This is a genomic window from Mycolicibacterium arcueilense, assembly GCF_058536225.1.
This window is the reverse complement of record NZ_JBZTYL010000035.1, coordinates 130191-143129: the sequence shown is the minus strand read 5'-3', so window position 1 is coordinate 143129 and position 12939 is coordinate 130191. Positions and strand designations below refer to the sequence as shown.

General features: G+C 68.0%; 16 protein-coding genes. 9 read left to right on the top strand and 7 right to left on the bottom strand.

The annotated features are described in order from the left end of the window. Positions 1-3: 3 nt before the first annotated feature. The 8 genes from AC4LGL_RS30255 to AC4LGL_RS30220 are packed head-to-tail and all read left to right on the top strand — an operon-like array spanning position 4 to position 4964. On the top strand, positions 4-609 hold the full coding sequence (locus tag AC4LGL_RS30255; protein ID WP_491841967.1) for a BMC domain-containing protein: 606 nt from the start codon (positions 4-6) through the stop codon (positions 607-609). Next, positions 606-1115, top strand: coding sequence for a hypothetical protein (locus AC4LGL_RS30250; protein ID WP_491841966.1), 510 nt, complete (start codon positions 606-608; stop codon positions 1113-1115). The genes AC4LGL_RS30255 and AC4LGL_RS30250 overlap by 4 nt, the downstream gene beginning before the upstream one ends. Then, positions 1109-1366: a EutN/CcmL family microcompartment protein gene (locus AC4LGL_RS30245; protein ID WP_491841965.1), complete on the top strand. Its 258-nt coding sequence runs from the start codon at positions 1109-1111 to the stop codon at positions 1364-1366. Before AC4LGL_RS30250 ends, AC4LGL_RS30245 begins: the two co-directional genes overlap by 7 nt. Before the next feature lie 31 nt (positions 1367-1397). Further along, positions 1398-1679 (top strand): BMC domain-containing protein, encoded by a 282-nt coding sequence (locus AC4LGL_RS30240; protein ID WP_019347921.1) that lies wholly within the window; start codon positions 1398-1400, stop codon positions 1677-1679. A 2-nt stretch (positions 1680-1681) separates the two neighbouring features. Then, a complete protein-coding gene (locus tag AC4LGL_RS30235) occupies positions 1682-2344 on the top strand; it encodes a hypothetical protein (RefSeq protein WP_055119561.1) in 663 nt (220 codons plus the stop codon). Further along, positions 2344-3348 (top strand): phosphotransferase enzyme family protein, encoded by a 1005-nt coding sequence (locus AC4LGL_RS30230; RefSeq protein WP_491841964.1) that lies wholly within the window; start codon positions 2344-2346, stop codon positions 3346-3348. The genes AC4LGL_RS30235 and AC4LGL_RS30230 overlap by 1 nt, the downstream gene beginning before the upstream one ends. A gap of 19 nt (positions 3349-3367) precedes the next feature. After that, a complete protein-coding gene (fabG, locus tag AC4LGL_RS30225) occupies positions 3368-4147 on the top strand; it encodes a 3-oxoacyl-ACP reductase FabG (RefSeq protein ID WP_491841963.1) in 780 nt (259 codons plus the stop codon). Between the two features lie 49 nt (positions 4148-4196). After that, a complete protein-coding gene (locus tag AC4LGL_RS30220; protein ID WP_064913153.1) occupies positions 4197-4964 on the top strand; it encodes a GntR family transcriptional regulator in 768 nt (255 codons plus the stop codon). Positions 4965-4994: 30 nt separating this feature from the next. On the opposite strand, the gene AC4LGL_RS30215 is transcribed toward AC4LGL_RS30220, so the two are convergent. Together AC4LGL_RS30215 and AC4LGL_RS30210 are read right to left on the bottom strand one after the other, a co-directional pair. Then, on the bottom strand, positions 4995-5276 hold the full coding sequence (locus AC4LGL_RS30215) for a hypothetical protein (protein ID WP_491841962.1): 282 nt from the start codon (positions 5274-5276) through the stop codon (positions 4995-4997). Between the two features lie 48 nt (positions 5277-5324). Then, the gene (locus AC4LGL_RS30210; RefSeq protein WP_491841961.1) at positions 5325-6317 is read right to left on the bottom strand and encodes an alpha/beta hydrolase; all 993 of its coding nucleotides are present in this window, start codon (positions 6315-6317) and stop codon (positions 5325-5327) included. A 69-nt stretch (positions 6318-6386) separates the two neighbouring features. Here AC4LGL_RS30210 and AC4LGL_RS30205 point away from each other — a divergent pair, with 69 nt between their 5' ends. Then, the gene (locus AC4LGL_RS30205) at positions 6387-7088 is read left to right on the top strand and encodes a UdgX family uracil-DNA binding protein (protein ID WP_491841960.1); all 702 of its coding nucleotides are present in this window, start codon (positions 6387-6389) and stop codon (positions 7086-7088) included. Here the strand turns inward: AC4LGL_RS30205 and AC4LGL_RS30200 are convergent. Genes AC4LGL_RS30200 through AC4LGL_RS30180 form a run of 5 tightly spaced genes read right to left on the bottom strand, consistent with a single transcriptional unit; the run spans position 7004 to position 12881 of the window. Further along, the gene (locus AC4LGL_RS30200) at positions 7004-8467 is read right to left on the bottom strand and encodes an aminotransferase class I/II-fold pyridoxal phosphate-dependent enzyme (protein WP_491841959.1); all 1464 of its coding nucleotides are present in this window, start codon (positions 8465-8467) and stop codon (positions 7004-7006) included. The two genes, AC4LGL_RS30205 and AC4LGL_RS30200, sit on opposite strands and share 85 nt — an antisense overlap. Beyond that, positions 8433-9599 (bottom strand): MFS transporter, encoded by a 1167-nt coding sequence (locus tag AC4LGL_RS30195; RefSeq protein ID WP_491841958.1) that lies wholly within the window; start codon positions 9597-9599, stop codon positions 8433-8435. The genes AC4LGL_RS30200 and AC4LGL_RS30195 overlap by 35 nt, the downstream gene beginning before the upstream one ends. Then, the gene (locus AC4LGL_RS30190) at positions 9596-10873 is read right to left on the bottom strand and encodes an amidohydrolase family protein (protein WP_491841957.1); all 1278 of its coding nucleotides are present in this window, start codon (positions 10871-10873) and stop codon (positions 9596-9598) included. The genes AC4LGL_RS30195 and AC4LGL_RS30190 overlap by 4 nt, the downstream gene beginning before the upstream one ends. After that, on the bottom strand, positions 10867-11979 hold the full coding sequence (locus AC4LGL_RS30185; protein WP_491841956.1) for a CoA transferase: 1113 nt from the start codon (positions 11977-11979) through the stop codon (positions 10867-10869). The genes AC4LGL_RS30190 and AC4LGL_RS30185 overlap by 7 nt, the downstream gene beginning before the upstream one ends. Then, complete coding sequence (locus tag AC4LGL_RS30180) at positions 11979-12881, bottom strand: hotdog family protein (RefSeq protein ID WP_491842014.1); 903 nt, start codon at positions 12879-12881, stop codon at positions 11979-11981. Before AC4LGL_RS30180 ends, AC4LGL_RS30185 begins: the two co-directional genes overlap by 1 nt. Positions 12882-12939: the final 58 nt, after the last annotated feature.

Sequence of the window (12939 nt, the reverse complement as noted above, 5' to 3'; positions counted from 1 at the left end):
GCTGTGGCTGAACTTCGTTCCTTCATTTTCATCGACCGGCTGCAACCGCAGACCATGTCATATCTGGGTACCTGGATCAAAGGTGCCCTGCCCAGGGCCAATCAGGCCGCCCAGATCATCGAGGTGGCTCCCGGTCTGGACATCGAGGGCGTCACCGACGTCGCCCTCAAACACGCCGAGGTCAAGGCTGGAATCCTGGTCGTCGAAAGGCAATTCGGCTACCTGGAGTTCCACGGCGAGACTGGGGCCGTCAAGGCCGCTGCCGACGCCGCGCTCGATGAGCTGGGCGGCGACACCGGAAGCGCTGTGGCACCGAATGTGCTGGCCTCGCGGATCATCTCCAGCGTCGACCATCAGCATGCATTCCTGATCAACCGCAACAAGATCGGGTCGATGGTGCTGCCGGGTGAGTCGTTGTTCGTGCTGGAGGTTCAGCCCGCGTCGTACGCCATCCTGGCCACCAACGAGGCCGAGAAGGCCGCCGACATCAAGGTGGTCGACTTCCGGATGATCGGCGCCACCGGCCGCGTCTACCTGTCCGGTACCGAAGCCGACATCCGCACCGCGGCCCAGGCCGCCCAGGACGCACTCGCCAGGGCCACGGCATGAACCGTGACGAGCTGCGCGCCCTGGTACGCGAGGTGGTGCGGGAGGCCGTCCGGGATGCCGGCGCCGCCGCCAAGACTCCGGGGCCGGTGGCTGTCCCCCCACCACCGGCTCCGGCTCCAAAAGTGCCACCTACAGTCGCGGCCCAGTTCGGTGTGGAGCCCACCGGGCCCCGCGCCGTCGACGGCAAGAACCGCACCGAGACCGTGCAGCTGGCCAACGACAGGGACCTCGACACCTTCGTCCGGAAGTTGTTGCGTCTCTTCGAAAGCCCCAAGACACGCGCTGACCTGAAGGCCGGCCGGCTCAGCTTCCGGTTGGCCGGAGCATCCCGCACGTCGGGTGGCGGGGCCAGCAGGCGCATCGACAGCGGCGCGGTCACCGAACGTCAGATCGCCGACATGGCCGGCGGCACGCTCGTGCTCGGTCGCAAGGCGGTGCTCACCCCGCTGGCCCGGGAGAAGGCCCGCACCTTGGGAATCAAGATTGAAAAGGAGCCAAAGTGCTAGCAGCGACTGTCACCGGCAACGTGTGGTCGACCCGACGCATCGACGGTATCCCCGCGGGCGCCTTCCTCGAGGTCGAGGTCGACGGCACCGGATCGAAGCTGATCGCCTTCGATGTCCTGGGCACCGGCGTGGGCGAGCACGTCCTCGTGTCCCAGGGCTCGGTGGCTTCGGGTTGGTTCACCGGAACCCCGCCGCCCGTCGACGCCCTCATCATCGGATCCATCGATATCAATTCAGACACCCAACCCTGATACCGAACCCAACAAACAAGGAGAAACAACTATGTCCAGCAACGCAATCGGATTGATCGAAACCAAGGGCTTCGTGGCTGCGCTGGCCGCCGCCGATGCCATGGTGAAGGCCGCCAACGTCACCATCACCGATCGGCAGCAGGTCGGCGACGGCCTGGTCGCCGTGATCGTCACCGGTGAGGTGGGTGCGGTCAAGGCCGCCACCGAGGCCGGCGCCGAGACTGCCTCGCAGGTGGGCGAACTGGTCAGCGTGCACGTCATCCCGCGTCCGCACAACGAGCTCGGCGCGCACTTCTCGGTCGCCAGCAAGTAGCCATGCCTACCAAAGCGGAGGAGAGCACGCGGATTCGCACCCAGATCCGCGTCTACCTGTTGGTGGAGGATCTGCAGCGCCAGTTCGCTGCGTACCTCGGAACGCCGACCCGGGCGCGGGGATACCCGCCGTACGAGGGTGAGCATGCGCTCATCGTCGAGGTATCCCCCGCCCTGGCCATCGAGCGGGTGATCGATCTGGCCCTGCGTGAAGTCCCCGGCATACAGCCCGGAATCCTGTACGTGGAGCGCCAGTTCGGCGTCCTGGAGATCCACTCGGCCAATCTGGACGATGTCCGGCGGGCCGGCGAGGCGATCCTGGCCGGCACCGGCAACAAGGCATCTGACCAGTTGCGGCCGCGGGTCCTCTACCACGACATCATCGAGAACATCACCGATCAGCACGCGGTGATCCTCAACCGCAACCGGCAGGCATCGATGATCCTGCCCGGGCAGTCACTGCTGGTGTACGAGATGACCCCGGCGCTGTTCGCGGCGGTCGCGGCCAATGAGGCGGAGCGCGCCGCACCCGGGCTTACTGTGGTCGACGTGCAGATGATCGGCGCTGCTGGAAGGCTCTACATCGGTGGCAGCACCGCGGATGTCACGGTGGCACGGGACCGGATCACTGCAGTGCTCGACAGTATCGAAGGACGGGATCACTAATGGTCATCACCGACGAGATCGATGTCGCACAACTGGCGTTACGCCAGTACGACATCGGGACGGACGCGACCCTGCGGTTGCTGAACCTGTCCGAGAATGCCACGTATCTCGTCGAGGACGGCAGCACCCGGTCCATCCTTCGAGTGCACCGGCAGGACTACCACCGCCCCCACGAGATCGAGTCCGAACTGGACTGGCTGCAGGCGCTTCAGACCGACAGTGACGTCACGGTGCCCTCGGTGCTGCCGGCCACTGACGGTCGGCGGCTGGTCACTGTCCAGGGCGAGGAGACCGGCGGAATCGCCCGGCATGTCGTACATTTCGGCATGGTCGCCGGGGCCGAACCCGACGAAGGGTCGTTGACCCTCGACGATTTCCACACGCTGGGCCGGATCACCGCTGCGCTGCACGACCATTCGCAGCGGTGGGAACGCCCGGCCGGGTTCGGCCGGTTCTCGTGGGACTGGGAGCACAGCCTCGGCGCGAAACCGCGCTGGGGCCGCTGGCACGATGCCGAAGGCGTCGGCCCGGCCGAGCAACAGGTGCTCGAACGCGCCCAGGCGCTGCTGCACGACCGGCTGCAGGCGTACGGCACCGGCTCCGACGTCTACGGGCTCATCCACGCCGATCTGCGGCTGGCCAACCTGTTGGTGGACCCTGACCCCGCAGGAACTCCCAACATCACCGTCATCGACTTCGATGACTGTGGATTCGGTTGGCATTTCTATGATTTCGGCACCGCCGTATCGTTCATCGAACACGACCCAGCCCTGCCGGAATGGCAGGACGCCTGGGTGAGCGGCTACCGCACGCGACGCGACCTGCCGGCCTCCGACGAGGACATGCTGGCCTCGTTCGTGCTGCTGCGCAGGCTGTTGCTGCTGGCCTGGATGGGCAGCCACAGCCACTCCAGGGAATCGGCCACCAAGGCCATAAGCTATGCCGCGGGTAGCTGTGAACTCGCCGAGCGCTATCTGCGCTCCAACGGCCTCACCTTGACCTGACTCTCAAAGGATCCCAACCATGTTCGCATCGCTTCAGGGCCGCTCGGCCATCGTCACCGGCGGCAGCAAGGGCATCGGCCGCGGCATCGCCCAGACTTTCGCAAATGCCGGCGTGGACGTCTTGATCACCGGTCGCAACCAGACCGACCTCGATGAGACGGTCTCGGCGCTCGCCGACACCCCGGGCCGGGTCAGCGCCCTACGCGCCGACGTGACCAGCCCCGAAGACGCCCGGCAGGTGGTCGACGCCGCCGTCGAACGGCACGGCGGCCTGGACATCGTCTGCGCCAACGCCGGCATCTTCCCGTCCGGACGCCTGGAAGACCTGACCCCCGACGACATCGACCAGGTCCTCGCGGTGAACTTCAAGGGCACCGTCTATATCGTGCAAGCCGCCCTCACGGCACTGACCGCCAGCGGCCATGGACGCGTCGTCATCACTTCGTCCATCACCGGCCCGATCACCGGATACCCCGGTTGGTCGCACTACGGTGCATCCAAGGCTGCCCAGCTGGGCTTCCTGCGCACCGCGGCGATGGAACTGGCACCGAAGAAAATCACCGTCAACGCCGTCCTGCCCGGCAACATCGTCACCGAGGGCCTCGATGAAATGGGCCCCGATTACCTCAACCAAATGGCCTCGGCAGTGCCTGCCGGTCGCCTCGGTTCGGTCGCCGACATCGGTAACGCGGCGTTGTTCTTCGCCACCGACGAGGCCGCCTACATCACCGGACAGTCGCTGGTCGTGGACGGCGGACAGATTCTGCCCGAATCGCACATGGCGATCGCTGAACTCTAGTTCAACCTGGATAGAATTGGCTGGACCAATACACGGGCAGGGGGCCGGGGTGGCAGTTCACAGCGAAGAGTTGCGCAGGCACATCGTCGCCGACATCAACGCGGGCACCCCCGGCGCCAAACTCGGCAGCGAGCGTGACCTGGCCGAACGCTACGGCACCAGTCGCTCCAGCCTGCGCCAGGTGCTGGCCGCGCTGGAAGAAGCCGGGATGGTGCACCGGGTGATCGGCCGGGCCGGCGGCATCTTCATCAGCCACGGCCAGGTGGAGCGGCATCTCTCCGATGTGGTGGGTGTGCCCGCGTTCCTGGCCAACCAGGGGTACGTCGCCGGTACCCGGGTGCTCTCGACGCGCATCACCACCCCCGACGACGCCACCCGGAGCGCGCTGCGGCTGGGTGCAGGCGATTACGTCATCGAGATCCAGCGCGTCCGCCTGGCCGACGGCTCGCCCATCTCGCTCGAACACGCCCAGTTCCCTGCGGACGCGTTCCCCGGCCTGCTCGACCAGCAGTTGGGTGGGTCACTCTACGAAATCCTGCAATCCCGATACGGTTTGGTCACCGGCCGGGCCGATGAGCGGATCGAGGCAGTCAACGCCACCAGCAATGAAGCCACCCTGCTCGGCATCAAGCCCAAGGCGGCACTGCTGTTGATCACGCGGGTCACCTACGACCAGAACGGTTCCCCGTGCGAGTTCTCCCGCGACCTGTTCCGCGGGGACCGCACGGCGCTGGCCGTCACGGCGAAGGGCAGCGGCATCGCCACCCACGCCGATGCCAACACCGCCTCTGTCACCCTGCAGCGCCAGGCCGGCTGACGGAATACTCCACCGCCCGGGTCGATTTCGTCACTCGTCCTGAGGCTCGTCGTCGGGGCTCACGATCCGGAAGCCGTCAGGCTCGACGATCGCCTCGTCGACGTCGCGCGCAGGCCCCGGCCCGGCCGGCTTGTCGGGCCGCTCCGCCTCCAGCTTGCGCTCGAGCGATTCCGGCTCGCCCGCACGGTCAGCACCGTGCCACTGCTCCGGCGGATCGACCACATCGTCGCCGTCGGCATTGGCGACTTCGTCGGAATCGGTCGACTCACTCGGCGACAGAGTGTCGTCCGGGCCATTTTCGATATCGCTCATGGTGGTGGAATGCCCACGGCACCGCCGCGGGAAACTCCGGCAGATCGATCAGGCCGCACTCTGAGCAGGCGCGGCGGTCACACCTTTGACGAAGTCGCCGATATAACCGATGGCCCGCCTGCCTTCCGGCAGGACCTCGGCGGCGAGCGGGAAGTCGTGGATCTGGCCGCTCCAGACGTGAAGCTCGCAGGGTACATGCGCAGCGGCCAGCCGGTCGGCCACCAATTCCGAGTCCGCCAAGAGTAATTCGTCCGCGCCCACATGGATCATGACCGGTGGCATGCCCGCCAGCTCCGCGGTGGCCGGGTCGATCAACGGCTCGGCGTCACACCGGCCGGGCTCACATTGGCTGCGCCGCACACAGTGAGCGAATGCCGACAACGCCGCACCGGTGAACATCGAGCATCGAGAGACATTGCGGTGAGCCAGTTTTTGCGCCGGGTTGAGATCGATCAACGGCGAGATCGCGGCCAGACCAGCCGCCGGCACCACACCGCGGGCCAACGACCTGAGTGCCGTCCCGAAGGCCAGGTATCCGCCGGCCGAGTCACCGGCGATCACTGTCCGCTCGGCGTCGTAGCCTCGCCGCCGAAGCCAGGACAACCCGGCCAGGGCATCCTCGACGGCGTCGGCAAGGCCGCACACGGGCAACATCCGGTAGCCGACGTTGAGCACCAGCGCGTCTGCCGCAGCCGACAATCGAGAAGCCAGAGCACGGTGGGTGTTGAGCCCACAGGTAAGAAACGCCCCACCGTGCAAGTACAGAATCGCGTTACGCCCCGATGTCCCCGGTGCGCGCACCAGTTCCGCCGGGCAATTCGGCAGTGCCACGGGCTGCACCGACACCGGCGAGCGCCGCGGGACCAATCCGACAAGATGATCGATGGAGCTCAGCGGCCACGCCAGATCAGGCTGCAACGCCCAGGCACGGATCGCGTTCTTCACGGCCAACCGACAGCCGATTCCCAGGACCGCGGCTTCAAGGCTGCTTCTGCGATGCAATACCCGTTTCGCCGCGTATGCCCCGGTCATGTCGATCATCTCCTGTTGTCATCACAACGAATACCCGCACTTGCGCGTGGCAAACGGTCGATCGGGTATTCCACGGCAATGCACAGCGCAGCGCCGTTCGTCCCTGAGACACATGAGTTGTCCGAACTGGCCAGCGCGGCGCGGCACTGTGAAGGATGTCCGCTGTATCGCGACGCCACCCAGACTGTCTTCGGGTCCGGACGACCGTCTGCACGGGTGATGCTGATCGGCGAGCAGCCGGGCGATCAAGAGGACCGGGCGGGAGAACCCTTCGTCGGTCCGGCCGGCCGTCTCCTGGACAAGGCCCTGACCGCTGCCGAGATCGACCGAGACGAGCTCTATCTCACCAACGCCGTGAAGCACTTCAAGTTCACCACCAACGAGCGCGGTAAACGCCGTATCCACAAGACCCCCAGCCGAACCGAGGTGGAGGCATGCCGGCCATGGATCGTCGCTGAATTGGACACGGTCTCCCCGGAGGTCGTCCTTCTTCTCGGGGCGACGGCGGCGAAATCCCTGCTGGGAAACGACTTTCGGGTCTCGCGCCACCGCGGGGAGATCCTCCGTGCCGACGGCCTGATGTCCGACGGGGACCCGGCACTGGTGGCGACGATTCACCCGTCGGCCGTGCTGCGCGGGCCGTCGCAGACGCGGGACGAAGCCTTCGACGGACTGGTCGCCGACCTTCGCACCGCCTACGCAACGACGCGAACCGTGCGCAGCGAAGGATCGGCGGGGTCCGGCACGTTCATCCCTGCCGCCAAACCGGTACGCAGGTAATCCAGGACCGCCTCGTTGATCCGTTCACCGGGAACCACTGCCGGGATGCCCGGCGGGTACGGGGTGATCTGCTCGGCGGAGATCCGGCCGGCCGCCTGCTCCACCGGAACATCCTCGACCCGGCCGAAAAACGCATCGCGGGGCGACGCCACGGTCTCCAGCTCCAACTCCGTCGGCGAAGGCAGGTCGACGCGCGGCGGCGGGTCGAAATCGTAGGCGGCCTTGCGCCACAGCTTCAGCGCCTCGACCAGCCGGCCCGCGGTATCCGGGCCGTCGGCCAACGACATGGTGGCCAGGACCCGGCGATGGTCGGTCATCCCCAGGTCGAGTTCACAGCGCTTCCGCAACCAGTCTGCCGCCTGGTAGCCCGACGTACCGGTCCCGGCCACATCGATCAGCACCTGCAACCGATCCAGATCGTGTGAGGCCTGCTTGCCCAGTAGCTCCTTGTCGAGCACCTCGACATCGTCGATCTCCTCGATCTCGCGCCGGGTCTGCCCAGCCAGATCCAGTGCGGCGCCCATCAACTCGTGACCGTGCTCGACCATCTGCCGACGCCAGCCGTCAATCGCGCTGTACACCAGTACATTCGGGCTCGTCGTCATGAGGAGATCCGCACATGCCGATAGGCGGTCCTCGTCCACGAGATCGCCCTGCAGATGAAACACCGAGCCCTGCTCGAAACCGGCTCCCATCTTGTGCACGCTGACCACGCACACGTCGGCGCCCGCGTTCATCGCCCACGTCGGCAGATCCTCGTGGAAGGGCAGATGCGCGCCCCAAGCCTCATCGACGATCAGCGGCTTGCCCCGGCGGTGGCAGACCTGGGCGATGCCCTCGATATCGGCGCAGGTGCCGTACGGACTGGGGCTGACGATCAGCGCGGCGGCGGCATCCGGGTGCCGCTGCCAGGCCTCCTCGACCTGTTGCGGTGACGGCGGGTGGGAGAGGTGGCGTTCGGCGTCCCATTGCGGGGTGATCCAGCGGGGCACCAGACCCGAGAAGATCAGGCCGGCCACCACAGACTTGTGGCTGTCCCGGCTGAGCAGGAGACTGCCATCGCACCCGGCCACCGCCATCATGGCGGCCTTGACCGACAGCGAACTGCCGCACGTCGAAAACCAGGCCGCCTGCGCTCCCACGGCCTCGGCCATCAGGTCCTCCGCCTGCTTCAGATAGCCATTGCTCATCCGTCGGTCATCGAGGCCGCCGCTGGCCAGAACATCGCTGAAGAACGGCTCTCGACCCAGTACCTGCAGCACCCGCCGATCGACACCGCGGCCCTGGCGATGCCCTGGCGGCGAGAACCCGTACCGGTTGGAAGTGTGGTACTCGTGCAGCGCGTCAAGCAGCGGCGCCGCGGCCTGATTGCCCGTCATGGCGGGTGAGTACCCACATCAGCCCAACCGCCACACACGCGGCCGTCATCACCGCGAATGCTGTCGGGAACGAGAACGAGGTGGCCAGCGCACCGACAGCCAGAGAGCCGAGACCGGTACCGGTGTCGAATCCGACGTTCCAGGCCACGCTGACCGCACCGCGCGCGTGCTCACCGGTCGCGGCGAACGCCTGCACCAGGGTGAGGTTCTGCAGGGCCCCGTAGGCGATCCCGAGCAGGACACAGCCGAGGATCACCCCGGCCGCGCCGCGGGTCGAGCCGACTCCGATGCCGATCGCGATCACCGCAAGGCCGACCGCACCGATTCCCAGCATCGGGGCGATGAATCTTGCCGGGCCATGACGATCGGCGACGCCCCCGATCCACCACCGGGCCAGCGCGGCCGTTCCGGTCATTCCGAGCAGTGCCGCGAATGCGGTGGTGGCGCCACCCAGTTGCGGGGCGAAGGTCAGGATTCCGCCGCCGGCCGCGGTGATCACCACAAGTGCGGCGATCGGCCCGACCAGCCCGCCGACACCGTGCAGCCGATCGGAGTGCACCTCGTGGGCCAGGATCGGGGCGGGGCGGGCGAAAGCCAGCGGCAGCCCCAGTAGCGGGGCGGCGGCCAGCGCGAACACCAACTGATAGCCGACATGCTCGGCCAGCCACGGCGCCAGCGGAATGAGCACGAACTGCGGTGCCGCGATGGCCAACCCGTACGCTCCGATCGCCCGGCCGCGGCGCTCCTGCGGGATCAGCGCCGCGATACCGCTGACACCGCAGACCGTCAGGACGCCGAAACCCAGTCCACGCAACGCCGCCAGCACCAACACCTGCCACAGGGAAGTGGCCAGCGGGTGCAGCAGTGCCGGAGCTCCCAGCAGTACCAGCCCGAGCGACAGCGTGAGCGCCCATCCGGCGCGCCGCAACAACCGCCCGACCAACAACTGCGCGATGACGGTGCACAGCATGAGCAGGCCATTGACCACTCCGGCCCCGAGGTTGTCCGCGCCGATCCGCACGGCCCACATGGGGGCCACCGGTAGCAGCAGGGAGAAGCCGGCGAATCCCAGTGCGGCACAGGCCAACAATGCGGGCATGCCGGGTACCCGCCACACGCTGTCGCGGGTCACCGCCGGAACACCACCGCACCGGCGATGATGGTAGCGGCCACCAGATCGGCGTCGAGCGTGTCCACCACCCTCTGCGGGGAGGCCGCCAGCAGGCACAGGTCGCCAGGCTCGCCGGGGGCGATGCGGCGCGGCCGGGCCGGCTGGGTGGCGCTGCCCAGGAACAGCGTCAGCGCGCGACGCCCCGAGATCCGTTCGACCGGGTTCAGCACCACACCGTGCGGGGTACGCCGATCCATCGCGGCGCGCATGGCCGCCCATGGGTCGGGGGCGCCGAACGGCGCGTCCGTGGCCAGCGCCACCGACACCCCGGCGGCCAGCAGAGTCGCCAGCCGCCACAGTTGATCGTGTTCGGCGCCAGGCACATCCGCGTGGTACTGGTCGCCGCGCTCCGCGACGAAATTGGGTTGGGTCACCACCGTGATCCCGAGGGAGACGAGGTCGTCGATACAGTCCTCGGGCACCATCGCGGCATGCTCGATCCGGTCGGCCGGGTGACTGCCTGCGGCGCGTAGCGCGGCGATGGTGACGACGAGTTGGGCAGCCGTCACGCAATGCACGGCCACGGGTTGACCGCCACGGTGCCGCTCGGAGATCCACGCCGTCAGCTCGTCCAGGTCGAGTGCGTCATCGTGCAGGATTCGCTTGCCCGGCGCCAGGTAGTGCACGCGTTGCCGCATCCCGGTGGGGCGGTCCGCGGGCTGCAGGTCCGGGGTCGCATCGGTGACGCCGGTGACGCCATAGCCGGCGAGGCGAGCGCTGAACTCCGCGATCTGAGTGGGACGCCGCTGCAATGCATCCGACCAGGTCGGGTCCGCGCTGCGCAGCCGCCCATCGGGATGATCGCCCAATCCCAGGGCCGCGAGACCGGGCGAATTCACCATCCACATCACCCCGCTGCGATGCTGCACCCGCACCGGGGTGCCCGGCAGCAACCGGTCCAGCAGGTGCCGGTCCAACGGGCCGGCCACCGCCTCGTGATAGCCGACGGCCCGGATCCAGCCGTCGCTGCCCACGACCGCGGCCGTCAGCGCCTGCGCCAGTGCCGCCTCATCGGCCACCTCGGCTGGGCCGACCCGGATCGAATCCTGCTCGGCTGCAGCCGAATGCACGTGTAGATGGTGATCGTGCAGCCCTGGGATCACGGCACCCGATGCGGCGTCGAGCACCTCTTCACCGGGCTCGGGCGACAGCGACTCCGCGACCTGCTCGATGGTCTCGCCGACCCGGATGTCGACCACCGCTCCGTCCAGCAGCGTCGCGTGACGAATCAGCATGGGGCCACGGTCCGTTCCGCCACCAACCGGCGCACCGCCTCGTTGTCGGCTCCGAGTTCGGGGCCGGCCGCACCTGGAGTGGGCCGGACCGCCTGCACCCGGGTGCCGTCACCGTCCGATGAGCGGTACCCGGCAGCCACCGCCGCCATCGAGAACTCGATCAGCTCACCGCCACCGCGTGCGCGCGATTGCGCCACCGCAGCGGCGGCGTGCAGTCCGGTGAGAGGGTCGGCGATGGCGTCGCCGCTGAACATCGGTGCACCGTCTTCGTATTCGACCAGGCCACCGGATACCGCGGCATCATCCCCGAACGCCACCCAGTCGGCCCTGTCCCCACCGGTACCGTGACCGGTGATGCGCAGCCAGATCCGCCCTGGCCGGTCCGAGACTCTGTCCGGCCCCAGGCCGCGACGGGCCAGCGCGGCCGGCCGCGAGGCCTCGATCACCACATCGGCCGCGTCGATCAGTGCGCCCAGCCCATTGGGATCGTCGAAATCAGTGGCGTATGAAAGCTTTCCACCGTTCATCCAGTCGAAGAACTCCGGCTCCCCGGCGCGAGTGCCGTCCGGCCGGCTCCAGCTCTCGACCTTGACCACGGTGGCCCCGGCCCGGGCGAGCAGCTGACCGCACAGCGGCCCGGCCCACATCGACGACAGATCGGCCACCAGCACCCCGGCCAGCGATGCCGGCCCTGCCGGGCCGAGCGAGCGCACCAAGGGGGGCGCCGGCCGCGTTTCGCCCAGCACGCCGACCGGCAACCCGAGCAGGCGAGCGCGTTCGGCGACCGTCGCGGCGCTGGTTTCCGCCACCCACCTCCGGATCGCCGGCCAGGCATCGGCGGCTACCGAATCATCCTGCAGCAGTGCGGGGATCATGGCGATGTCGTCGGGGCGCGAGAGGGTCAGGGCACACCATCCGTCGCGAGCAGCCAACAGGTGCGTCGCCCCACCCGCCGAGATCTGCCCCCGGGGCGCGATGTCCAACAGCGCGGCGCGTCCGGTCAGCAGTTCGACGGCATCGAGCGGCACACCGGTGTGTGCGGTGAAGCCGTCGGCGACCTCCTGGGCCTGCCTCAGCAGGGCCCTCGGAATCGCCAACTCCGCCATCAGAACTGCAACGCGCTGAACCGCCAGTCCAGCACCTGGCGGTCGGGGTCGTCGGGTCCGCCGGCCGCGTACACCAGCGAGCGCAACCGCAGCACCCCGGCATCGGCCGATTCCACGTGCAGCTCACTGAACAGGGTGTCGCCCTCGTGCACCGGACCGGTGTGGTCGCAGGACTCCCAGCCCAGCACGGTCACCAGGTTGGGCAACAACCGGTTGGCCTGGGCCAGCGCGAGCCCGATGGTGTGTCCGCCGTACACCAGGCGCTGGCCACCGGCCCGCCAATCATGATGGGTGGCAGCAATGTTCAAGGTCAGCCGGGCCAGTTCCGGGGCACTACTGACCACATCGGCGGTGCTGTGCAGCACTGCGCCGGACAGGCCCGGATCGAAATGCGGTCCGGGCACCCGGGCGCGGAATGCCTCGGCATCCCATCCGGCGGTCGGGTTCGGCGCGGTGGTATCGGCCCCGATCGCCGATAGGTCGTCGGCGTGTCCGGTGTCGACGTCATCTCCGGACAGCGGCAACATCGCACAGCGGTAGAAGTCGAGGACCTTGCGGTCCTGCTGGTCGACGGTCGTCATCCGCAGGGCGGCCAGACCGGTGGCCGCGCGGCCCGGCTTCGTCGAATTCTGTTTGAGACCAACCACTTCGGTGCGGGTATACAGGGTGTCCCCGATCACCGGGCAGCGGTGGAACGCCAGGCCGCGGTAGAACAGGTTGGCCTTGACCCGCTGCGTCACCAGCGTGCTCTGACCGATCGCCACATCGCAGACCAACCCCGGGTGTGCCAGCGGCCCCGGCTCTCCCGTCACTGCGGTGGCGAGGTCGGCGTCGAGCGCCAGCCGCAACCGGTCGCCGAGGATCGCCTGATGCGTCGCGGCCGCACCGGCGGTCAGCGTCATAGACGGTGCGGTGTCGAATACCTGGCCAACCACCAGGTCATCGAAGTACGGGCCACCC

Coding starts and splice junctions, on each gene's coding strand:
- AC4LGL_RS30250 (WP_491841966.1), top strand. CDS start 606: ATGAACCGTGACGAGCTGCGCGCCCTGGTACGCGAGGTGGTGCGGGAG.
- AC4LGL_RS30240 (WP_019347921.1), top strand. CDS start 1,398: ATGTCCAGCAACGCAATCGGATTGATCGAAACCAAGGGCTTCGTGGCT.
- AC4LGL_RS30235 (WP_055119561.1), top strand. CDS start 1,682: ATGCCTACCAAAGCGGAGGAGAGCACGCGGATTCGCACCCAGATCCGC.
- AC4LGL_RS30230 (WP_491841964.1), top strand. CDS start 2,344: ATGGTCATCACCGACGAGATCGATGTCGCACAACTGGCGTTACGCCAG.
- fabG (WP_491841963.1), top strand. CDS start 3,368: ATGTTCGCATCGCTTCAGGGCCGCTCGGCCATCGTCACCGGCGGCAGC.
- AC4LGL_RS30215 (WP_491841962.1), bottom strand. CDS start 5,276: ATGAGCGATATCGAAAATGGCCCGGACGACACTCTGTCGCCGAGTGAG.
- AC4LGL_RS30210 (WP_491841961.1), bottom strand. CDS start 6,317: ATGATCGACATGACCGGGGCATACGCGGCGAAACGGGTATTGCATCGC.
- AC4LGL_RS30205 (WP_491841960.1), top strand. CDS start 6,387: ATGCACAGCGCAGCGCCGTTCGTCCCTGAGACACATGAGTTGTCCGAA.
- AC4LGL_RS30200 (WP_491841959.1), bottom strand. CDS start 8,467: ATGACGGGCAATCAGGCCGCGGCGCCGCTGCTTGACGCGCTGCACGAG.
- AC4LGL_RS30190 (WP_491841957.1), bottom strand. CDS start 10,873: ATGCTGATTCGTCACGCGACGCTGCTGGACGGAGCGGTGGTCGACATC.
- AC4LGL_RS30185 (WP_491841956.1), bottom strand. CDS start 11,979: ATGGCGGAGTTGGCGATTCCGAGGGCCCTGCTGAGGCAGGCCCAGGAG.
- AC4LGL_RS30180 (WP_491842014.1), bottom strand. CDS start 12,881: ATGACGCTGACCGCCGGTGCGGCCGCGACGCATCAGGCGATCCTCGGC.